We start from the raw sequence: 22,087 nt of genomic DNA on the forward strand, positions 1-22,087 counted from the left end.
ATTCCCACATATGATTAATGGGTTGGGTTATTTGTCCGTTCCCTATGAAAACGATGCGCGGAAGAGTGGTCTTTGGTCGAGCATTAAGATGTAAATAAATATTTGTTTGTGTGCATTCGGTACTGTGTAATAGGCTTCTGCTGGATTTGTTTTAATTGGTCGCACGGACGCATAGGCATTGCTATCTATTTGTAGGAAAGTTCTTTGCGCAATATAGGCCATTTGTACTATTCAGAGAGTAAATTCAGGATGATTAACCGCTGTGCATATGGCGCCGGTCTCTCGTTGCTGTTTTGTCTGCAGCCGGTGCTGGCAGGCTCCACGCGGGACTGTCCCCGGATCGTGTCCAACGTCGAGCGACTGGCCTGTTTCGATCAGGCTGCTGGCACCCCGGCGTACACGCCAAAGCGGCAGTGGTCTGCACCGGAGCAGCAGGCCCCCACTGTGTTACGGGTGATGGCAAATGAAGCTGAACGGGCACCGGATGACCTGACGTTTCGCATCGGGAGCCAGCCCCAGGACGGGGCAGGCGCACCAGCGCTTGTGATTTCGGCGCCCGCCATCGCATCGGATGATGAACGTGCCTACATGGCAATCAGTTGCATCCAGGCCATCTCCCGGCTACAGCTGATTGCCAGGCGTCCGATCGAAGCAAGCTGGGTCAAGGTACGCCTGAGCGGGGAGGGCTGGTCTACCCGTGAGACCCCCTGGCAGGTGATGGAGAACGGTCAAGTGCTCGATGCCGGGCGGGGCCTGCCCGCCATAGAGCAGATCAGGAAGCTGATCGGTGCCCAGCGTATCGAGGTTGTGAGTGATCACGGCGAGGTCGACGGGCTGACCTTCGATGCGCAAGGCCTGGACCCCTTGATCAGCCGGGCGCGGAGCACATGTCGGTGGTAGCGCAGGTATCCGGGGAAGAGGTCGCTCGGTTGCTCGCGCCGATTGATCCGGCAGTTCCGGCTGGCCTGTTCGATGTCGAGGACGAAACCTATCAGGCCATTGATCAGGAGATGGTCAAGCTGGGTGGGCTGCAGGAAGCCTCGATCGACTGGGTCTACATCGAAGACGCGTCCCGTCAGTACCTGAGCCAGCAATGCAAGCACTTGCGAATCGTTGCGCACCTGAGTGCCGCATGGTTGCGTAGCGGCTGCTGGGAGCAGTGGGGATGCACCTTGGCGTTGCTGGCCGGCATGCTCGAGTGCTATTGGGAGGCCGCTCATCCCAAGCCGGGACCGAAAGGCTTCCTGGGCAAGCGCAAGCTGGTTGCCCTGGTGATCGATCGCTTGGCCGAGGCGCTCCCGCGTCTTGATCGTTTTACCTACACCCCGACCCACGCAGCGGCAGCGCAGGCTGCCTTGAAACGTTTGCAACAACAGGAAACGGGGCAGCTGGACACGGCAGCACTGGGCGAACTTGAGCGCCTGCTAGGCAAATACTCGGAACTTGCCAGCGGTGGCGGCGAGGCTGCTGTGCCCAAAGCGCCGGCTGCAACCGAGAAGCCTGCACCGTTGGCCGATGTCATCGCCACACCCGTGTCACGCATGTCGATGGGCAATGAGCGTGAGACACGCCGGGCCGTGCTGTCCATGGCCGAGCTCATCAACCAGCAGGACCCTTACGACGCTACCGGCTACCAGTTACGGCGTTTCGGTTTGTGGGCGCACATTCAGGTTGCTCCCCAAGTCAGGCAGGGCAACCGTACGGAATTGATGGCGGTTCCGCTGGATATCACGCGGGTCTATGAAGAGGCCATAGCCAGTCAGGTGGTTGACCCCGCCTTGCTGCAGCGCATTGAAAAGAGCCTGACGGCTTGCCCCTTCTGGATTCGCGGCAGCTTTCTGGCTGCGACCGTCGCCACACAGCTGGCGATGTGCGAGGTGGCCGAGGCCATCCGTTGTGCCACCGCCCGGTTTGTACAGCGTATGCCTTCGCTGCAGCAGTTGTGCTTCAGCGACGGGCTGGTATTTGTCGACGACCAGTGCCTGGCCTGGCTCAAGGGCACGCAAGGGCCGTCAGGCCAAGGTGCAACCCCCCAGGAGTTCAGCGGCCTGCGCGAGGAGCTGGTCAGCCAGCTGGAAACCGGTGGCGTAGAACCGCTGCTCCTTCGGCTGCAAGGGTTGCAAGCGGGCTTTCGTGCTCCCCGTGAGCGTTGCCACACCACGGTGATTGCAGCCGATCTGCTGGCCGCGCGGGGCGTGTCCTGGCTGGCCCAGGACCTGTGCGCCAGCGTTGCCCGAACCATGCAGCAAACCACCGCCAGTGCGTGGGAGCCCGAGGTATTTCAGCGGCTTCAGCAGTACGCCGCATCCCCAGCGCTGGCAGTTCAAGACAAGGATCAGGAGCCTCGATGAATCAAATATGGACGCAACTCAAACGTTGGGGCTTGCCGTGGGTAACGCGCATTGGCCTGGCACTGCCGCTGCTGCTCGGGCTTGGCGCCTTGCTGATGCTGGTCGCTATCTGGTGGCTAGGCCCGCAATGGACGTGGCGTGAGCAGCAGCCGCTGGCAAGTGTGGCTCATCGCAGCGTGGCAAGCCTGGTGCTCGTGCTGGTGCCGCTTCTGTGCTGGCTTGGGGTGCTGCGCACGCGCTTTCGCCGCCTGCAAGCGGAGCGCCGCCAGGCACTGGCCGCCGAACAGGATGTCGCGCTACCGTTCGTGCAGGCGCAAGAGCGGGCCTTGAGCCAGGGGCTTGAGCGGTACCTCGACAATGCCGGTGGGCGACGCGCGTTGTACCGGCTGCCCTGGTACCTGGTGTTGGGCGACGAACAGTCCGGTAAAAGCAGCTTCATCGACCGCACCGATCAGCGCTTTACCCTGACGCGTATCGACCAGGCCCAGGCACGGGGCCGACAGGCTGAAGCACTGGCCTACCCGGTAGGCTGGTGGGTCAGCGACGATGCCGTGATCATCGACCCGCCCGGTGTTTTCATCAGTCAAAAACCGCCGGCGGGCTCGGCGGCCAACGCCCCCTCCGAAGCCTCCGCGCCGCTCGGCATCCAGGCCCGGTTGTGGGAGCACCTGTTGGGCTGGCTGCAGCGTAAGCGAAGCCAGCGGGCGCTCAATGGTGTGTTGCTGGTGGTCGACCTGCCGGCGCTGCTGCATGGCAAGCCCGAGCAGCGCGTCGCGCTGGCCCATGGGTTGCGCACACGCCTTTACGAAGTGAGCAGTCAGTTGGGGGCGCGCCTGCCGCTGTACGTGGTACTGACCAAATTCGATCTGCTGGACGGCTTCGACCAGTTCTACAGCCAGCTTCCGGCCGCCAAGCGTGAAAGCCTGTTGGGGTTCACCTTCAAGCTGGATGCGGTTGACGCGTTCGACGCCTGGCTGGATGAGTATGACGAGCACTACGGGCGGCTTCTCACCCAATTGCAGGAGCAGGTCATCGACCGGCTGGATGTACTGGGCAAGACAGCGCCGTGCGGGCGCCTGTTCTCACTGCATGCACAGTTGATCGGGTTGCGCCCCATACTGCAGGCATTCTTGCGCGAAACCTTGGCGAGTGACCGGTTCACCACGCCACCCTTGGTACGTGGTGTGTACTGGTCGTCAGTGGTACAGCAAGGCGACATGCGCAATGCCTTTGTCCGTGAAGCGGCACAGCCCTACACGACGAAGCTGCCCCTGCGTGAAGGTAAAGCACAGGGGAAGGCGTTGGTCTATTTCATCCAGCAAGCATTCAGGCGGGTTATCTATCAGGAAGCCGGGCTGGCGGGTGACAATGTTCGGGTTGCGCGCAGCAAGCGCCACTTGCTGTGGGTGGGCTCTGGTGTAGGCATCCTGGCGTTCAGTATCGCCGTTGCCAGCTGGCAGCGTTACGCCGACATCAATGGCGCCAAGGCTGCCAGTGTGCTCGCCAAAAGCCAGGAGTACAGCGGTCACGAAGTCGATATGCGTCTTGATCCGACCGGGCGCAACCTGCTGGCGCCACTGGACCAGATTCGCGATGCGGTGTCGGTGTTTGGCGACTATCGTGCGGCCTGGCCGGTGGTTGCCGATTTTGGCTTGTATCAAGGGCGCAACATTGGTCCCTTGGTTGATGAGGCGTACCTCAGCTTGTTGTCTAAACGTTTCTTGCCGGCCTTGGCCAGTGGTGTGATCGATGCCATGAATGCAGCACCCCCTGGCAGCGAGCAACAAATGGCCGCGCTCAGGGTTTACCGGATGATCGAGGACCGTAACAGCCGCCGGCCCGAATGGGTCGAGGACTGGATGGCCCGTCAGTGGCAGCGGGCCTTTCCTGGCCAGGGGCAGTTGCAGCGTGACCTCATGCAGCACCTGAAATACGCCTTGGCCTATGCCGATACCGATTTGCCGCAGTACCGCCAGCGGGTCAGCGAAGTGCAGCAGGGGCTGCGCAAATTGCCGTTGCCACAGCGGGTCTATGCAGGGCTGAAACAACAATCGTACCAGCAGTTGCACGCCGGGCTGGACCTGCGCCACCAGGTAGGGCCTGCGTTCGATGTGGTGTACCAGCCGTCTTCCGGGGCCAGGCAAGGGGATGAGGATGTACGGCTGGCCGCCATGCTCACCGCCAAAGGCTTCAGGGAATACTTCGAGCCGCACAGCCAACGCTTCGCTGAAATGGCGATGGTTGATCAATGGGCATTGGGGGAGCGCAGTCAACTCGAATATTCGGACGTCGACCGCGATGCGCTGACCGAGCGGCTGTATAACCTCTACAGCGCCGATTACATTGACAGCTGGCGGCGCGCCCTGAACGCTTTTACGGTGGCTGACTTCCGTGATCTGGACCATGGTGTCGCGATCCTGGAGCAGTTGACCGGCCCCGCAGCACCGTTGCAACGGCTGCTGGATACGGTCAGGGATAACACCTCGCTTGCGCCTCCAGCAGCTGTTGAAGCATCGGGTGAGCTGAGTACGCTGCGCGTAGCAACCGGAAAACCCGAGCAACAGCAAGCGTTGGCCATCCAGCGGGCGTTTGCAGGCTTGGGCGCCATGCTGCAGGCGACAGGAGAAAAGCCGAGCTACTACGATGAAACCCTTGGCGCTGTTGCGGCCGTGCTGGACTACGCCAAGGCCGTACAAGACAGCCCGGACCGCGGCAAGGCCGCGTTGCAAGCCGTGCATCAGCGCTTTGCGATGACAGGGCAGGACCCGATCGGCACCCTGCAACGTATTGCCACAGGTTTACCGGAGCCTATCAGCCACCAGGTCAGAAAGCTCGCCGACCAGACTGCCCAGGTGCTGAACGTTGAAGCACTGCGCGAACTGGAGCGACGTTGGGATGCTGACGTGTACAGTTTTTTCCAGCAACGCCTGGCAGGCCGCTACCCCTTTGTGGTGAAGGCACCCGATGCTTCTTTGGATGACTTCGAGGCGTTCTTCGGGCCGAAAGGGCGCCTGCAGCAGTTTAATGATCGGTATCTCAAGGTTTTCCTGAAGGACAACCTTGAGGCCTTGCAGTCCGCTCAGCACGGGCAATCCCTGATTCGTGCCGACGTGATCGAGCAGCTCGAGCTGGCGGATCGCATCCGCGAAACCTTCTTCGATCAGCGTGGCAAGCTGAGTGTGCAGTTCAGCATCGAGCCCTTGGGGCTCAGTGCGAACCAGCGTACCAGCCTGCTGGACCTGGATGGCCAGTTGATTGCCTACACCCATGGGCCAAGCCATATCACGGGTATTGTCTGGCCCAATACCTTGGGGCAGCAGGTCCGCAGCAATCTCACCTTGCTAAGGCAAAATGGCAACAGCAGCAGCCTGGAGTACCGTGGCCCGTGGTCGATGTTTCGCTTGCTCAGCCGCGGCGCGCTCAATGGCCGGACGGCGACCAGCGTGGACCTGAGCTTCAGGACCGGAGATGGCGTGATGCGCTATCGGCTTAACGCTGAAAAAGCCTTCAATCCCATTACCCAGCAACCTTTCAAAGGTTTCCGCTTGCCCCGAGGCTTGTTGCAACAGCCAGCCAGTGTGGTGCAGGCGGTGCTACCGGATGGGCAGCGACCATGAGCATCGTCAGGGGCGCAGTTCATTGACTGGGCAGGCTTTCGAAGCCTGGGTATGCGCTGGCTGCCCCGGCCTCTGCTTACTCCACAGCCTCGGCTACGCCCCGATCCTCACCCAGGAACCCGCCACTCTGATGCTGCCACAACCGTGCATAGGTACCCTTTTTCGCCAACAGTTCGGCATGGGTGCCTTGCTCGATGATGCGCCCTTCATCCATCACGATCAGCCGGTCCATGGCGGCGATCGTCGACAACCGGTGGGCGATGGCAATAACGGTCTTGCCTTGCATCATTTCATCCAGGCTCTCCTGAATGGCCACCTCCACCTCCGAGTCCAGCGCGCTGGTGGCTTCGTCAAGCAGGAGGATCGGTGCGTTCTTCAGCATCACCCGGGCAATTGCAATGCGCTGGCGTTGGCCGCCAGACAGCTTGATGCCGCGTTCACCCACCAGGATGTCGTAACCGCTGTTGCCCTGGCGGTCGCTGAGCTGGCTGATGAAACCATCGGCCTGGGCACTGGCCGCAGCGGCACGGATCTGTGCTTCGGTAGCATCGGGGCGGCCATAGGCAATGTTGTCGCGAATCGAACGGTGCAACAGCGAGGTGTCCTGAGTGACCATGCCGATGGCGCTGCGCAGGCTATCCTGCGTGACCTTGGCGACGTTCTGGCCGTCGATGCGTATTTCCCCCTTGTCCACGTCGTAGAAGCGCAGCAGCAGGTTGATCAAGGTGGACTTGCCGGCGCCGGAGCGGCCGACCAGGCCGACTTTTTCGCCCGGACGGATGTGCAGCGTCAGCTCATTGAGCACCTGGCGCTCGCCGTTGTAGTTGAAGCTGACCTTGTCGAAACTCACCGCGCCACCCGTGGTTACCAGCTCTGCAGCACCCGGCACATCCTGCACCTTGGGGCCGCGGGTGAGGGTGGCCATACCGTCCTGCACGGTGCCGATGTTTTCGAACAGCGAGGTAATTTCCCACATGATCCAGTGCGACATACCGTTGACGCGCAAGGCCATGGCGGTAATCGCTGCCACGGCCCCGGTGCCGACCTGGCCCTGGTGCCACAGCCACAGTGCGTAGCCACCGGCACCAAAGATCAAGCCCACCACCAACGCCTGGTTGACGATTTCGAACTGGCTCACCAGGCGCATCTGGCGAAAACCGGTCTGCTTGAAATCTTCCATGGCTGCGCGCGCAAAGTGCGCTTCGCGGTTGGAGTGCGAAAACAGTTTTACCGTGGTGATGTTGGTGTAAGCGTCAGAAACCCGCCCGGTCATCGACGACCGGGCATTGGCCTGCTCCTGCCCGACCTTGCCCAGCCGGGGGACGAAATACAGCATGGCCAAGCCGAACAGCACGACCCAGGCAATGAAGGGCAGCATCAGTTTCAGGGCAAAGCCGCCGGCCAGGGCAATGATCGCGATGAAATACACGCCAATCCCGGGCAGGATTTCAATGAGTGTAAACAGCACATCGCGTACTGCCAGCGCCGTCTGCATCACCTTGGTAGTGACCCGGCCAGAAAACTCGTCAGAAAAGAACGATAAGCTCTGGCGCAACATCAGGCGGTGAAAATCCCAACGCAGCCGCAGCGGCAGGTTGATCGCCAGCACCTGGTGCTGAACCATGGTGCGCAGCGCCACCAGCCCGATGCTGACCACCAGGACGATGCCGATCCCCCACAGCACACGGCTTTCCTCGGGGCCAACAGTACCGCCTGCCTGCCAGGACGCGAGCAGGTCGACCACCTGGCCCAGGAACGCGAATAGCCAGGCTTCGTATATCGACACCCCGGCACTGAGCAGCGCCAGCGCCAGGATGTAGCCACGGGCGCCGCGGGTACAAGCCCACATGAAGCGCAACAGGCCAACGGGCGGCGGTGGTACCTCGTCGGGTGGGAAGGGGTCGAGCCGACGTTCAAAGATACGCAGCATGCTTGTCTCCGGTAAACGGTTCTTGCTTGGCCAATGCCCTGTCGGCTTGCCTTTGGCGACTTTTGTTTTTAACCCGGAAAAGGTCGGCCTTGGGGTGTTTGTTAACAAACCTTTGCAACTCATTACATTTCAGATTGATTTCATTCTGCCTTGATGCTGTATAATTGACGCAACCTTGTGTCTACCATAATTTTTGTCGTTTTTTTGACATGAGTCATAAAGCGTCAGCAGAGGATGTGACACATTCCGCCTTCAAACCGTTTCAATTTACCTTTTGCAGAGCCAGTGTTTTGACTAATGGAATGCAGTTGTTGGCGATTTCCGGCCTGAGCGTCGAGAGCAGCCAGCTTCATCAACAAGGACTGTACTGGTTAGCCTGTGACGCCGCCGAAGACGCCTCCTTGCTATGCCGCCAGGTAGTCGAAGGCATGCCCGATAATGCCAGGGCAGCCCTGATCGCCGATGCGCAAGCCATGGATGACGTGCTGGGTGCGCTCGACGCAACGCGCGGCCCGGCCGAGCTCGCGTTGTATGAGGCCAACTCGCAAGCCACCCGTTATCTGGTTGAAGACCTGCCTCGTCTTGATGCCCGTGGGCGTGTGCTGGTGCTGCTGGCACCGGCACACGCCTGGGCGGATACCGAAGTCGAGCACTGGTGCAATGCGCTGCGCCCGGCGTTGTTGGCTGAAGCGGCGTTGCTGCTGGTCGTCAGTGGGGGACAGAGCACCGCCTTGGTCGAGCGCCTGCGCGTTTTCAACCAGTGCCTCGACGGCCTGGGGCAGGTGTACCGCGGCAAAGGTGGGGTGCGCTACCTGCAGCATTTCTGGAGCAACCCGCTTGGCAAAGCAGCCACCCGGGACATGGAGCTGACTCGGCTGAGCGCGGGGTTTGCCGTTGCTGCCACGCCTCAGGCACCCAGCGACACCGGTGGCGACGAGTTGCTGTGCCTGGCCCAGCGCCCAGTACTGGAAGGCGCGCCAGCCTTCTCTGAACACTGGCAGGTCTGCGAAAGCTTTGAGGAACTGGGGGGCAAAGCCAGCCGGGCGGTGTCTGCCACGGTGATCTTTGCCATGGACGGTGGGCAGCGTCTGGATAGCCTGGCGCGCCAACTGCACCACCTGCGGCAGTCGCGTGGCAACGCCTTGAAGCTGGTGGTGCGCGAAATGGCGCCGACCCTGCGTTATCAAGACGAACAGTTGCTGCTGGCTTGTGGTGCCAGCCAGATCGTGCCGTTCGGTGCCAGCTTGTCACGCTTCCTGACCATGGTCGAGAGCATCCAGGGTTACGTCTGGCGTCGACACCTGCCAACCGACTTCGATGCCTTGCTGGCACGCCTGCGGCCGCTGGCCATCTGTGGGTTGGTAGCGCCACGGGCGTTCGCCGAGGCTGTGCAAAGCATGTGGCACGGGGTGCGCAACGGCGAAATCGTCCACCAGTTGCTGGTGTTGCGTCCGGCGCCCGGCCTGACCCCGCTGCAGGCTTGCTCGCGTACGGTATTCCGCCGTGATGGCGACATTGCCTGCGTGGTTGGCGAGGTGCTGTTCCTGTTCCTGTTCGCCTGCCGCTCCGAAGGGGTCGAGCAAGCGCTTGACCACATCTTCCAGCTGTCATGGAAAGAGCTGTTCATCAGCCAGGAGGTACTTGCCGGCGTCGACAGCCTGGCCACTCCGGCCTTCCTCGACAGCAACCTACCGCAGCCACCCCGCAGCGACACGGCGGCGCAACTGCCTGCACAGGCATGGTCGGCGCTGGCACCGCGCAAGGTCGGCCTGGCCAAGCGGGGTAGTGCATGAACTTCGTGCAACTGCTGCAGGTGGTCGGCATTACCGCACTCGTCACGCTGGGCCTGGCCTTGTTGCTAGTGCGCCTGTGTTCGGCATTACGTGGCGTGTTGCGCCGTCGCCTTCCCCCCCGTTACCTGAAACCGCTGGGCGTACGCCGCCGCGCTGCACGCCAGGAACCCCAGAATGACTAATACCACCATCACCCTCCCGGTACTGGCCCGCTGGCCTGGACTGGGAGGGTGGAACCTCTATTTTTTTGCAAAGTTTCTGCTGGTCGCGCTGGGCATGCTCGACTTCCAGGCGCTGCCGAACCTGTTGTTTGCTGCGTTTCTGCTTATCCCTTTGCCGGGCCAGTGGCTGCGTATTGCCCGGCAACTGCTGGCGGTGCCAATCGGTATCGCGCTTTTCTACCAGGACACCTGGCTGCCACCCTTCAGCCGCTTGCTGGCGCAGCCGGGGGTGCTGGACTTCTCGTGGGACTATCTGCTCGAGCTGCTGGGCCGCTTCATCAACTGGAACCTGCTGGGGGCGCTGGCAATGTTGCTGGTGGGTTACCTGTACCTACGCCATTGGCTGCGCCTGAGCACCCTGAGCCTGCTGGGGTTGGCATGGCTGTCGGTCGGCGGCTTGCCGTCGCTGGTTGCAGGCCAGGCGCCCGGCGTGGCGGCGCGTACCGCAGCCGAACCCGCGCCTGCCACTGCAGCAGCCGACAATGCCACGCTCGACAGCTGGCTTGAGCGCTTCTTCGCCAGTGAGCGCGAGCGGGTGACGGCGTTCCCGGCCGTGAATGCCGATGAGCAACCGTTCGACCTGCTGGTAATCAACATCTGCTCGCTGGCCTGGGAGGATCTGTCTGCCGTGGGGCTGCGGGACAACCCGCTGTTGTCGCGCATGGACGTGATCTTCGACCAGTTCAACTCGGCGACCTCCTACAGCGGCCCGGCCGCCATCCGTGTGCTGCGTGCCAGCTGCGGACAGTCGTCGCACACTGGCCTGTACCAACCGGCTCCGGAGCAGTGCCTGTTGTTCCAGAACCTGGCCCGGCTGGGTTTCCAGAGCAACACCTTGCTCAACCACAGCGGCCGGTTCGACAACTTCATCGGCGACATTACCCAACAGCACATGCCGCAACCGGGCATGCGCAATACCGACTTCCCACGGGCGCTGGTGGGCTTCGACGGCTCGCCGATTGCCAGTGACCTGGATGTCTTGCGCCGTTGGTGGGGGCAACGCAAAGGCACCCCGGACGAGCATGTGTCACTGTTCTACAACAGCATCAGCCTGCATGACGGCAACCGTATCGTCACTGCCGACGGCGGTACCCGCGTGGCCGACTATGCCACCCGCGCCAATCGCCTGTTTGGCGAGCTTGGCACCTTCCTTGACGAACTGGAGCGCAGTGGCCGCCGGGTAGTGGTCGCCATTGTCCCTGAGCATGGGGCCGCGTTGCATGGTGACCGCATGCAGTTGTCTGGCATGCGCGAAATTCCCACGCCGTCGATTACCCATGTGCCGGTCGGCCTGAAGTTCATCGGTATGGGCCAGCCTGCCCGCAACGAGCCGCTGCGGGTCACAGCTGCCACCAGCTACCTGGCGCTGTCCGAGCTGATCTCGCGTGTGTATGCGGGCCTCGGCCAGCAGCAGGTGCTGGATGTGCCCGGCCTGCTGACCGACCTGCCAACCACCGAGCAGGTTGCCGAAACCTCTGGCGCACAGGTGCTGAATTACCAGGGCCGTGCCTACATGCGCCTGCAAGGCCAGCCTGACTGGCAGCCCATTCCGAAGGAGCGCCCATGATCACTGGCAAGTCAGACCCGTCCGACCGCAGCGACGATATTGCCCAGTTGCGTCAGCACCTGGACATGCCAGAGCTGAACTACCAGGACATCTCGATGCTGGTGGGCGTTCAGCAGGCCCTGCAGCGCTGGCCATTGCTGGGTGAAAGCTGCAGGGCCAGCAGCGACGAAGCGCTGTACGCAGCTGTCACCCTGCGCGAGAGGGTCGCGCCATGACCAGCCTGGCATTGCATGGGGTACGCGGAGGCCTGGGGCGCAGCGCCTTGCTGGCTGCATTGGGCTACGCGCTGCAGGGCGTGGGCGAACGGGTGCTGCTGATTGATCTGTGCCCCAGCAACTTGCTCGGGCTGCACTTCAACCTGCCGCTGGATACGTCCGAGGGCTGGGCGCTGGCCGAGCGGGAAGGGCGGCCGTTCAGCGATGCCGTGTACGAGGTGCTCGATGGCCTGTGCCTGCTGCCGTACGGCAACCTGCCTGGCGGTGCGCAGCACCGTGTGCCCGATGCGCAGTCATGGCGCGCTCGCCAGGTCGAGCTGGCCGAGCATTTCGACTGGCTGTTGTACGACCTGCCGCAATTGCCGGGCGAAACCACCGGCAATGGCATCGAGACTGATGTACGGGTACTGGTGGCAGAAGCGGAAATGGCCAGCCACCTGCTGCTCGGGCGACGTCCGCTCGAGCACTTCGACATGCTGCTGGTCAACCGCTATGACCCGGCCAGCCGCTTGCAGAGCGACCTGTTGATGGTGTGGCGTGACCTGTTTCGTGATCGCTTGCCGATCCAGGTGGTCCATCGCGACGAAGCCTTCCTCGAAGCGCTGGCGTACAAGGCTCCCCTGGGTCTTTACGCACCGCAGAGCCTGGCCTGCCGGGATGTGCAAAGCCTGGCGGTGCGCTGTCTGACGAGGCGCCAGCCGTGACCCTGACCCCTCTGTCGGCCTATACCTGGTTCACCGTCCGTGGCGCGCGTCTGCCGGTCGCGTGGCTGTTCACCCTCGGCGTGTGGCTGGCCTTCCTGTTTCTGCGCCTGGAGTCACCCGCCTGGCAGGCGCTGCTGGCCGAGCGCCAACGCCTGTACCCGCAGCTGGCGGGCAAGCGCCCAACCCTGGGTGACCCGCTGCGTCTGTTGATCCAGAGCCTGTGGTTGTTGCTGCGGCGCCAACCGCAGGCACGTACAGCAGGGCCTGGCCGCCGCGCGTTGGGCGCGGTGCGCATGCACCTGCGGGCGGCAGGCGGGGTGGCGCGCCGCTACCGCGGCCTGCTGATCGATGCATTGCAACAGGTACCCGCGCGCTACCGCGCCAGTGCTTTCAAGCACCAGGCCTCGGCACGCCTGCGCGGCCTGAGCGTGTTTGCCCGGCGGGCGTTCTATAGCGTGCTGACGGTATTCGCCCTCAGCCTCGCCCTGCTGTGCGTGACCGAACCGTTCGGCTACCTGGCGCAACTGATGTTCATCTGCCTGCTGCTGGTCATCGCCCTGCTGGTGCGACACATGCCGGGGCGTTTCCCAACCCTGATGCTGATCGTGCTGTCGACCATCATCTCGTGCCGCTATCTGTGGTGGCGCTACACCTCGACCCTGAACTGGAACGACACCACCGACTTGATATTCGGGGTGATCCTGTTGGCGGCAGAAACCTATTCGTGGTTCGTGCTGATCCTGGGTTACATCCAGACCAGCTGGCCATTGCAGCGCAAGCCGGCAAACCTCCCGGCCAACGTCAGGCACTGGCCAACCGTCGATTTGCTGATCCCTACCTACAACGAAGACCTGTCAGTGGTGCGCACCACGGTAATGGCCGCGCTGGGCCTGGACTGGCCACGCGAGTGCCTGCGCATCTATATCCTCGATGATGGCCGCCGCGACGCGTTTCGTGCCTTTGCCGACGAAGTCGGGGTAGGGTATATCGTGCGGCCCGACAGCAAGCATGCCAAGGCCGGCAACCTCAACCATGCGCTGGGCGTCACCGACAGCGAGTTGATCGCCATCTTCGATTGCGACCATGTGCCGGTGCGCTCCTTCCTGCAACTGACCGTGGGCTGGTTCCTCAAGGACGCTAAACTGGCGCTGGTGCAGACACCGCACCATTTCTTCTCGCCTGACCCGTTCGAGCGCAATCTCGGCTCGTTCCGCCGCCGCCCCAACGAAGGGGAGCTGTTCTACGGCCTGATCCAGGACGGCAACGATATGTGGAACGCGGCGTTTTTCTGCGGCTCGTGTGCCGTGCTGCGCCGCACCGCGCTGGAGAGCATCGGTGGTTTTGCCGTCGAGACCGTGACCGAGGATGCCCACACCGCCCTGCGCCTGCATCGCCAAGGGTGGACATCAGCCTACCTGAGCATTCCGCAGGCCGCGGGCCTGGCCACCGAAAGCCTGTCGGCGCACATCGGCCAGCGCATTCGCTGGGCCCGTGGCATGGTGCAGATCTTCCGCACCGACAACCCGCTGTTCGGGCGTGGCCTTAGCCTGTTCCAGCGGGTGTGCTACGCCAACGCGATGCTGCACTTCCTGGCCGGCCTGCCGCGGCTGGTGTTCCTGACGGCGCCACTGGCGTTCCTGTTGCTGCATGCCTACATCATCTACGCACCGGCATTGATGATTCTGCTGTACGTGCTGCCACACATGATCCACGCCAGCCTGACCAACTCGCGGATGCAGGGCAAGTACCGACAAACCTTCTGGGGTGAGGTCTACGAGACCGTACTGGCCTGGTACATCGCCCGCCCGACCACGGTGGCGCTGTTCGCGCCAAAAAAAGGCACGTTCAACGTCACCGCCAAGGGCGGCCTGATGGAGCAGGAACAGTTCGACTGGCGCATCGCCCAACCTTACCTGTGGCTGGCGGCGCTCAACGTGGTGGGTCTGGGCTTTGCGGTGTGGCGCCTGATCACCGGCCCGACGTCAGAAATCGGCACGGTGATCGTCAGCTCGCTGTGGGTGATCTACAACCTGCTGATTATCGGTGCCGCAGTTGCGGTGGCCGCCGAAGTGCGCCAGGTGCGCCGCGCCCATCGGGTGCAGATGCGCTTGCCGGCGGGGCTGATGCTGGCCAGCGGTCATGCCTACCCCTGCACCCTGGTCGACTACTCCGACGGCGGTATCGGCCTGCAGGTACAGCCCGGTCTGGAGCTGAAACCGGGGGAGCAGGTACGCCTGCTGCTCAACTGCGGCCAGCGCGAGTTCGCCTTCCAGGCGTGCGTCACCCGTACCGTCGGGCAACACGTCGGCCTGGTGTTCCGCGACCTCGCCCTGCAGCAGCGTATCGACCTGGTCCACTGCACCTTTGCCCGCGCCGATGCCTGGCTTGGCTGGAACGAGCAGCACGAGGTCGAGCGCCCGCTGCGCAGCCTGATCGATGTGTTGAAGCTGGGTGGCGTCGGTTACGTGCGCCTGGTCGAGCACATGCCGCCATGGCTGCGGGCGTGGTTGCGCCCGTTGCGTTCGCTGGCGTTGTGGCTGGCCAGCTACTGGCCCCGCACACCGCAGGCAATCCCTTCCATGAACCCTGTTGATCGAGACGCATGATGACTGGTTATCCCGCGCGTACCTGGGGCCTGGCGATGGCGCTGTTTACCGCCTTGTCGCAGAGCGCCGCTGCTGCTTCCGTAGCTCCGCTTGCCGAGCCTGCGGTACCCACACCCACGGTACCAAACTGGCAGGTTGCGAAAACCTTCGAGCAGCTTGGGCATGCGTCCGACAGCCTGCTGCTGGGGGTACGCAACAGTGAGCATATCGAGTTTGGCCTGCGTCGCGATCGCCTGGCCACCGATGCCAGCTTGCAACTGGACTACACGCCTTCGCCAGCCTTGCTGCCGAACCTGTCGCACTTGCGCGTCTACCTCAACGACGAGCTGATGGGCGTAGTTCCGGTGGAAAAGGAGCAGTTGGGCCAGCGTGTACGTCGCCAGCTGCCGTTGGACCCGAAACTGCTTGGCGACTTCAACCGGGTACGTCTGGAGTTTGTCGGGCACTATACCGATGTCTGCGAAGACCCGGCCCACAGCGGCCTGTGGCTTAACCTCAACCGCAAGAGCCAGGTACAGTTGCACGAGCAGGCGCTGGTGCTGGAAAACGACCTGGCGCATTTCCCGTTGCCGTTCTTCGATACCCACGACACCGGCAAGGTAGTGCTGCCGGTGGTGTTCAGCGGCGTGCCGAGCCTGGGCGAGCAGCGTGCGGCGGCAATCCTGGCATCCTACTTCGGCAGCCAGGCCGGTTGGCGCAAGGCCAGCTTCCCTGTGTTGTACAACAACCTGCCGGCCCGTGGCGAAAAACCTGCACCGAGCATCGTGTTTGCCAGCAACGACCGTCGCCCGGCGTTCCTCGCCGATCTGCAGCAGTTCCCGCCAGTCGACGGCCCCGTGCTGCAGGTGATCGATCATCCGCACGACCGCTTCAGCAAAGTGCTGCTGGTGCTGGGCCGTAACGACGACGACCTGATCAAGGCCGCCTCGGCGCTGGCGGTCGGCAACAATCTGTTCCGTGGCGCGCGCGTCAAAGTGGAGCAGATGACCGCGTTGCAACCGCGTCAGCCCTACGATGCGCCGAACTGGACGCGCACCGACCGGCCGGTACGATTTGCCGAACTGCTGGATTACCCCGAGCAACTGCAAGTCAGCGGCCTGCAACCGCGGCCGGTGACACTGGAACTGAACCTGCCGCCCGACTTGTTCGTCTGGCGCAACCAGGGTATTCCGCTGCGCACCCTGTACCGCTATACGGCGCCAGCGGTGACCGACGAATCGCGCCTGAGCATCAGCGTCAACGATCAGTACATCACCAGCATGCCGCTGGTGGGCAATGACCGGCGCGGCGGTACCCTTGAGGAAATGCGCCTGGCAGTGCTGTCCGGTGACAACACTGCATTGAGCGAGAACTCGCTGGTGCCGGCGCTGAAGATTGGCGACCGCAACCGCCTGCGCTTCGACTTCAGCTTTGCCAGCACCTTGGGCAGCGCCCAGCGCGATCGCTGCCAGACCTCGCTGCCGGTGGACGTGCGTGCAGCGATCGACGACAACTCCACCATCGACCTTTCCGGTTACCACCATTACATCGCCATGCCCGACCTGCGTGCATTCGCCCGCAGTGGCTTCCCGTTCAGCCGCATGGCCGACCTGTCCGAGACGCTGGTCATCATGCCGGCCAAACCTACGGCGATGCAGGTCGGCACTTTGCTCGACACAGTTGGCGGGTTGGCCGGACAGATCGGTTACCCGGCGCTTGGCCTGCAATTGATCGACGACTGGCAACAGGTCGCAGCGGCAGACGCCGACTTGCTGCTGATCGGCAGCCTGCCCGAGGCCCTGCGCGATGCGCCCAACCTTGGTCTGTTGCTCAGCGCCCAGCGTGACTGGTTACTGCAGGGCCGCAGCGCATCGTTGCCCGGTGGCCAGCGTTTCGATACTGAGCCGGTGGCTGCAAGCAGCCGCGTGGCGGTCAGCGCCCAGGCGCCGATTGCGGCCATCACCGGGCTGAAGTCGCCGTTCCACGAGCAGCGCAGTGTTGTGGCCTTGCTGGCCAACAGCGACAGCGATTACGCATTGCTGCGCGACGTGCTTGGCGATGTGGGCAAGCTCGATGCGGTGGCGGGCTCGGTAACGCTGGTACGCAGCAGTGGCGTGAGCAGCCAGTTCGTCGGCGAGCACTACTTCGTGGGCGCGCTGCCGTGGTGGCTGCTGCTTTGGTTCCACTTGTCCGAGCACCCTGTGTTGCTGGCGGTGATTGCGGCTGTTTGTGTGGTGCTGTTCGCCTTCTTGTTGTGGCGGGCACTGCGCTGGGCAGGCAAGCGCCGCTTGGGTGAGGCGGGGTGATGATGCGTCAGATGCTGGTAGGGCTGGTCGCCTTAGGCCTGCCCGTTTTCGCCAATGCCGGGTCGGTTTGCCCATGGCCTGCCTGGGAGCGGTTCAAGGCCGAGCTGGTGAGTGTGGATGGGCGGGTCATCGACCCGAGTGACGAGCGCCTGATCACCACCTCGGAAGGGCAGAGTTACGCGCTGTTCTTTGCCCTGGTAGGCAACGACCGGCAAACCTTCGCGCAGTTGCTGCGTTGGACCAGCAACAACCTCGCCGAGGGTGACCTGGCCCGGCATCTGCCTGCCTGGCTGTGGGGCCGTGACGGGCAGCAGCAGTGGCAGGTGCTGGACGCCAACAACGCCAGCGATGCCGATCTGTGGATCGCCTACAGCCTGCTGGAAGCAGGGCGGTTGTGGGACCAGCCGGCCTACACGCAACTGGGCCAGCACCTGCTGTGGCGTATCGCCGCGCAGACCGTGCGCAAGCTTCCAGGCCTTGGCGTGATGTTGCTGCCAGGTGACTACGGCTTCGAAGACGCCCAGGGTACCCGCCTGAACCCCAGCTACCTGCCGCTGCAGCTGCTCGACCGCTTCAGCGAGGTGGACCCCTTGTGGGGTGAGCTGGCGGCCAACACGCGGCGTTTGTGGTTGGCATCGTCGCCAAAGGGCTTTGCCCCGGACTGGTTGCTGTGGACGCCGGCCGGAAAGCCAGCGGCAGACACGAAACATGGCAATGCCGGTGATTATGACGCCATTCGTGTGTACCTGTGGGTCGGCATGTTGGCCGAGGGGGCGGCGCAACGCCGCGAACTGGTCGCCCATTATGCGCCGATGGCGGCATTGACCCAGCGCCAGGGGCTACCTCCTGAGCACCTGGATGCACGCAGCGGTGAAGCCCGCGGCCATGGCCCGGCGGGTTTCTCTGCGGCCTTGCTGCCATTGCTTGCTGCCTCGCCAGAGCACGTGGCCGGCTTGGCGACCCAGCGCCAGCGCTTGCGCGAACAGCCGGTCGAGGCCAAGGCGTATTACAGCCAGGTGCTGGCGCTGTTCGGCCAGGGCTTCGACGAGGCCCGTTACCGTTTTGACCCGCACGGCCGGCTGTTGCCGGCCTGGAGCGCGCCATGCAGCGAATGATCGGCGTGTTGATGCTGGCGGCAATAACCTGCCAGGCAGATGCGCAACCCAAGGATATCGATGAACAGCGCCAATGGCTGCTGGACCAGGTACGCCGCGGCGAAGCGCTGCACCGTGACGACCTGGTGCGCGATGCGCTGGGCCGTTTGCAGTTGCTTGAGCCGCGCAACCCGGACGTGTTGCTGGCGGCCTTGAGCCTGGCATTGCGCGAGAAGAACAGCAGTGAAGCCGAGCAGTTGAGTGCGCGGATCAGTGCCGTGGCGCCTGGCAGCCTGCAAGCACGTCAGGCCGCACGCCTGCTTGAGCTTCAACAACCGGCGCCTGCACGGCGCTTGCAGCAGGCGCGTCTGCTGGCGGTTACCGGACGTAATGAAGAGGCGCTGGCGGTATACGAACAGTTGTTTGCCGGCGAACCACCCAGCCTTGAATTGGCCCTGGACTACTGGCGCGTGCGCGGCAATCTGCCAGGCCAACGCCCTGAGGCGATCCGCCAGTTGCAGCGGTTGGATCAGCAGTACCCAGGCAGCGCCGGGCTGCGCCAGACCCTGGCTGGTTGGTTGTTCGCCGAAAAGCGTGACCGTGAGGCCTTGGCCCTGCTCGATCAGCTGGCGCGAGACCCCGGTGCACGGGATGCCGCTGCCCAGCGCGAGTTCGACTACCTGTCCGGGCAAGCAGTGAGTGCCACCAGCGCGGCAGCCTGGCAAGCCTTTCTTCAGCGTTACCCGGCTTCGCCGTTGTTGGCACAGGCCAGCGAGACCTTGCAACAGCAGCGCAAGCTGCTGGCCGACCCGGCATGGCAGGCCGGTCAACGGGGTAAGGCATTGCTCGACAAGGGCCGTAATGTCGAAGCCGAAACGCAGCTGCGCCGCGCCCTGCGCCAGTACCCGGGCGATGCCAGCCTGTATGGGGCCCTGGGTTATGCGTTGATGCGCCAGGGCCGCCATGAAGACGCCCATGCGGCGTTCCGCGCGGCGAGCGCCAAGGAGCAGGACACCTACTGGATCAGCCAATGGAAGGACCTGGAGTCGTCCAGCCAGTATTGGGCCCTGCTGAAAAAAGCCGAGCAGGCCCTGGAGGCGAAAGACGTGCGCGGTGCGCGCGCACTTTACCGGCAGGCTCGCCAGCAACGGCCAAAGGATGAATACGCGTTGTTGGGCCTGGCAGATGTCTCGCTGGCCGAGGGCGATGTGGCGGCTGCCGAGCGGCAGTACCTGCAGGTACGGCGTATGGTGCCGGATAACGAAAGTGCCGTGCGTGGCTTGATGCGCGTTTACCAGGCGCAATCGCCAGACAAGGCGCAGGCATACCTGGACAGCCTGCCACCACGGCAGCAGGCGCAGTTCGCCAGCCTGCGACGCAGCCTGGAACTTGCGCGGCTGCGCCAGCAAGGGGACGAAGCCCTGCAGCGCGAGGACTGGTCGACGGCCAGCCATGTGCTGGGCCAGGCTTCGGCCCTGGCCCCCGATGAGCCTTGGCTGGTGTATCAGCTGGCCAACAGTCTGCGTCACCAAGGGCGCACTGGTGAGGCCGACGCGGCATTTGCCAGGCTGGTGCAGCACCAGCCACGTGATCCGGCAACGCGCTATGCCCACGGCCTGTTCCTGGAGTCCAGCGATCGTGATGCCTTGGCTCTGGACAGTCTGAGGGCGGTACCTCAGGCGACCTGGAGCGCGGACATGCACGCGCTGGAGCAGCGTGTTCAACGGCGTATGACCCTGGCCTCTGCGCAGCAGTTGCAGGCACAAGGCCGCAGTGCCGAGGCGACAGCCTTGCTTGAAGCCGGCCTGGCGCGTGGTGAAGGTAGCCCGGACGACTTGATGCTGTTGGCTGACTGGGCAGCCGCGCGTGGTGAACATGGCAAGGCGCGCAGCTATTACCAGCGTGTGCTGGTCGTGCAGCCTGCGCGCCCTGATGCACGCCTTGGGGTGATGGAAAGCGCCGTGGCCGAAGGCAACCTGCAGCAGGCCCGGCACATGCTGGGCGTGAAGGTGCCACAATTTGCCGCTGATGACAGCAACGCCCAGCGGCGCCTGGCGGCGGTGTGGACCGCGTTGGGCGAACACGATCAGGCGGCCAGGCTGCTTGACCGGATTGCCGCGCAGCAGACGCGACCCGATCCGTTGTTGCGGCGCGACGCAGCCCGCCTGGTAGCGCAGGATGACCCTCAACGAGCACTGGACCTTTACGCGGCAGCGATGGCCGATGCGCAGTTGCTGGACCGTGCTGCCGTAGCGCCACGGGATGACCGTGCATTGACCCTGGCCAGCCGCGAGCAGGATGGCGACGACTGGCTGGCCCGCAGCCTGCGCAGTGATGTGGATGCCCTGTATCGCCAGCGCAATACCCATGTGACGCTGATGCATGACTACGGCTGGCGCGAGGATGACGGTACGCCCGGTACTTCGGAACTGAGTACCCAGTCGACCTTGTTGCATGTCGACACTCCTTGGCAGGAGGGCACCGCGTTTGCGCGGGTAGAGCGCACTGGCATGGATGCGGGGTCGTTCGAGCCGAACGATCAGGGAAGCTACACCCCCGACTTCGGCAGCTGCCAGTTTGTTGGCCAGACCGCTGACGGCAAAACACTGCCCGCGTGCACGGGGGGATCGCAGACTGCAAACGGCAGCCTGTTGGCGTTGGGTTGGCAGGGCAGCCGCTGGGCGTTCGACCTGGGCACCACCCAGGGCTATGCAATCAACAACTGGCTGGGCGGCGCAACGGTCAACGGTGACCTCGGGCAGGTTGGCTGGTCGCTGACCGCCTCGCGTCGGCCGATGAGTAATTCATTGCTGTCGTTCGCCGGCGCACGCGACCGCCCGACGGGCGTGCGCTGGGGCGGGGTCACTGCCAATGGCGCCACGCTCGGCCTGAGCTGGGACCAAGGTGGCGACAACGGGGTGTGGGCCAGCCTGGGGCACCATTGGCTGTACGGCGAAAACGTGGCCGACAACCAGCGGACCCGGGCCATGGCCGGCTTTTACCACCGCGTGGTGGAAAAGGCCGACGAGCGTGTACGTGTTGGCGTGACGCTGATGCACTGGCGCCATGACAAGGACCTGGGCGGCTACAGCCTGGGGCAGGGCGGTTACTACAGCCCGCAGCGCTACAGTTCGGTGGGCGTGCCGGTCAGTTATGCCTGGCGCAACTACGACTGGTCGCTGCTGCTGGAAGGTTCCGTCAGCTGGTCTCAGGCCCATAGTGGCAGTAGCCGCTTGTACCCGGGCGCACACATCAACCGCAAGGTACTGGCGCACTATGGCGTCGATTCCAACATCGATGCGATGACTGAAGCCAGCGACAGCAGTGGGTTGGGCTACCGCCTGCGCGGTCTGTTCGAACGGCGCCTGAGTGACCAGTGGGTACTGGGCGGCGGCTTCGAATGGCAGCACAGCGATGACTATGCGCCTAGCCATGGCATGCTCTACCTGCGCTACCTGTTCGAACCGTGGCGAGGCAACTTGGCCCTGCCGGTGACACCGCTGGAGCCTTACAGCGAGTGGCGGTGACGGCAATTGCTGCGTTGCAAGGGGCGCGCCTGCACGGGGCGATGCGGACCAAGGGTTGACACCAGGCACGGCGCCCCACCATTATCCAGCCATACCTACGCAACGGGCTTGCCAGCATGTCCACATCCAACCACGCCATTCTCGCTTCGGGCTTCATCGCCCAGGCAGGCGCGTGCG

General features: G+C 63.5%; 14 protein-coding genes. 13 read left to right on the top strand and 1 reads right to left on the bottom strand.

What is annotated here, in order from left to right; translation table 11 throughout:
• Positions 1 to 249 precede the first annotated feature (249 nt).
• The 3 genes from vasI to tssM are packed head-to-tail and all read left to right on the top strand — an operon-like array spanning position 250 to position 5,968.
• Positions 250 to 900 carry a type VI secretion system-associated protein VasI gene (gene vasI / locus V7787_RS28600; RefSeq protein WP_336090753.1) on the top strand — a complete coding sequence of 217 codons (651 nt, stop codon included), beginning with the start codon at positions 250 to 252 and terminating at the stop codon, positions 898 to 900.
• Complete coding sequence (gene tssA, locus V7787_RS28605) at positions 888 to 2,351, top strand: type VI secretion system protein TssA (protein ID WP_064491564.1); 1,464 nt, start codon at positions 888 to 890, stop codon at positions 2,349 to 2,351. Before vasI ends, tssA begins: the two co-directional genes overlap by 13 nt.
• On the top strand, positions 2,348 to 5,968 hold the full coding sequence (gene tssM, locus V7787_RS28610) for a type VI secretion system membrane subunit TssM (RefSeq protein WP_336090773.1): 3,621 nt from the start codon (positions 2,348 to 2,350) through the stop codon (positions 5,966 to 5,968). The genes tssA and tssM overlap by 4 nt, the downstream gene beginning before the upstream one ends.
• Before the next feature lie 76 nt (positions 5,969 to 6,044).
• Here tssM and V7787_RS28615 read toward each other — a convergent pair whose 3' ends face one another.
• Entirely contained in the window at positions 6,045 to 7,898 is a 1,854-nt protein-coding gene (locus V7787_RS28615; protein ID WP_336090754.1) for an ABC transporter ATP-binding protein, read from the bottom strand.
• Here V7787_RS28615 and V7787_RS28620 point away from each other — a divergent pair.
• The 10 genes from V7787_RS28620 to bcsC all read left to right on the top strand — a co-directional run bounded on the left by V7787_RS28620 (position 7,897) and on the right by bcsC (position 21,910).
• Positions 7,897 to 8,052, top strand: coding sequence for a hypothetical protein (locus V7787_RS28620; RefSeq protein ID WP_198748009.1), 156 nt, complete (start codon positions 7,897 to 7,899; stop codon positions 8,050 to 8,052). The genes V7787_RS28615 and V7787_RS28620 overlap by 2 nt on opposite strands.
• 148 nt (positions 8,053 to 8,200) lie before the next feature.
• Positions 8,201 to 9,691, top strand: a complete 1,491-nt coding sequence (locus V7787_RS28625; protein WP_336090775.1) for a BcsE family c-di-GMP-binding protein — start codon at positions 8,201 to 8,203, stop codon at positions 9,689 to 9,691.
• Positions 9,688 to 9,873, top strand: a complete 186-nt coding sequence (bcsF, locus tag V7787_RS28630; protein ID WP_010953551.1) for a cellulose biosynthesis protein BcsF — start codon at positions 9,688 to 9,690, stop codon at positions 9,871 to 9,873. The genes V7787_RS28625 and bcsF overlap by 4 nt, the downstream gene beginning before the upstream one ends.
• Positions 9,866 to 11,479, top strand: a complete 1,614-nt coding sequence (gene bcsG, locus V7787_RS28635) for a cellulose biosynthesis protein BcsG (RefSeq protein WP_336090755.1) — start codon at positions 9,866 to 9,868, stop codon at positions 11,477 to 11,479. The genes bcsF and bcsG overlap by 8 nt, the downstream gene beginning before the upstream one ends.
• Complete coding sequence (gene bcsR / locus V7787_RS28640) at positions 11,476 to 11,694, top strand: cellulose biosynthesis protein BcsR (protein WP_198748011.1); 219 nt, start codon at positions 11,476 to 11,478, stop codon at positions 11,692 to 11,694. Before bcsG ends, bcsR begins: the two co-directional genes overlap by 4 nt.
• Complete coding sequence (gene bcsQ, locus V7787_RS28645; protein ID WP_064491569.1) at positions 11,691 to 12,398, top strand: cellulose biosynthesis protein BcsQ; 708 nt, start codon at positions 11,691 to 11,693, stop codon at positions 12,396 to 12,398. The genes bcsR and bcsQ overlap by 4 nt, the downstream gene beginning before the upstream one ends.
• The gene (gene bcsA / locus V7787_RS28650) at positions 12,395 to 15,004 is read left to right on the top strand and encodes a UDP-forming cellulose synthase catalytic subunit (RefSeq protein WP_336090756.1); all 2,610 of its coding nucleotides are present in this window, start codon (positions 12,395 to 12,397) and stop codon (positions 15,002 to 15,004) included. The genes bcsQ and bcsA overlap by 4 nt, the downstream gene beginning before the upstream one ends.
• A complete protein-coding gene (bcsB, locus tag V7787_RS28655) occupies positions 15,001 to 17,289 on the top strand; it encodes a cellulose biosynthesis cyclic di-GMP-binding regulatory protein BcsB (protein ID WP_104887436.1) in 2,289 nt (762 codons plus the stop codon). The genes bcsA and bcsB overlap by 4 nt, the downstream gene beginning before the upstream one ends.
• Positions 17,289 to 18,404 carry a cellulose synthase complex periplasmic endoglucanase BcsZ gene (gene bcsZ / locus V7787_RS28660; RefSeq protein WP_336090758.1) on the top strand — a complete coding sequence of 372 codons (1,116 nt, stop codon included), beginning with the start codon at positions 17,289 to 17,291 and terminating at the stop codon, positions 18,402 to 18,404. The genes bcsB and bcsZ overlap by 1 nt, the downstream gene beginning before the upstream one ends.
• Complete coding sequence (gene bcsC / locus V7787_RS28665) at positions 18,392 to 21,910, top strand: cellulose synthase complex outer membrane protein BcsC (protein WP_336090759.1); 3,519 nt, start codon at positions 18,392 to 18,394, stop codon at positions 21,908 to 21,910. Before bcsZ ends, bcsC begins: the two co-directional genes overlap by 13 nt.
• Positions 21,911 to 22,087: the final 177 nt, after the last annotated feature.

It is taken from the genome of Pseudomonas sp. CGJS7 (genome assembly GCF_036961695.1).

Excerpts from the sequence above, each read along its gene's own strand:
- bcsG (WP_336090755.1), top strand. The coding sequence starts at position 9,866 with ATGACTAATACCACCATCACCCTCCCGGTACTGGCCCGCTGGCCTGGA.
- bcsZ (WP_336090758.1), top strand. The coding sequence starts at position 17,289 with ATGATGCGTCAGATGCTGGTAGGGCTGGTCGCCTTAGGCCTGCCCGTT.
- tssM (WP_336090773.1), top strand. The coding sequence starts at position 2,348 with ATGAATCAAATATGGACGCAACTCAAACGTTGGGGCTTGCCGTGGGTA.
- V7787_RS28615 (WP_336090754.1), bottom strand. The coding sequence starts at position 7,898 with ATGCTGCGTATCTTTGAACGTCGGCTCGACCCCTTCCCACCCGACGAG.
- bcsQ (WP_064491569.1), top strand. The coding sequence starts at position 11,691 with ATGACCAGCCTGGCATTGCATGGGGTACGCGGAGGCCTGGGGCGCAGC.
- bcsR (WP_198748011.1), top strand. The coding sequence starts at position 11,476 with ATGATCACTGGCAAGTCAGACCCGTCCGACCGCAGCGACGATATTGCC.
- vasI (WP_336090753.1), top strand. The coding sequence starts at position 250 with ATGATTAACCGCTGTGCATATGGCGCCGGTCTCTCGTTGCTGTTTTGT.
- bcsC (WP_336090759.1), top strand. The coding sequence starts at position 18,392 with ATGCAGCGAATGATCGGCGTGTTGATGCTGGCGGCAATAACCTGCCAG.
- V7787_RS28620 (WP_198748009.1), top strand. The coding sequence starts at position 7,897 with ATGCTTGTCTCCGGTAAACGGTTCTTGCTTGGCCAATGCCCTGTCGGC.
- bcsB (WP_104887436.1), top strand. The coding sequence starts at position 15,001 with ATGATGACTGGTTATCCCGCGCGTACCTGGGGCCTGGCGATGGCGCTG.
- tssA (WP_064491564.1), top strand. The coding sequence starts at position 888 with ATGTCGGTGGTAGCGCAGGTATCCGGGGAAGAGGTCGCTCGGTTGCTC.
- bcsF (WP_010953551.1), top strand. The coding sequence starts at position 9,688 with ATGAACTTCGTGCAACTGCTGCAGGTGGTCGGCATTACCGCACTCGTC.
- V7787_RS28625 (WP_336090775.1), top strand. The coding sequence starts at position 8,201 with ATGCAGTTGTTGGCGATTTCCGGCCTGAGCGTCGAGAGCAGCCAGCTT.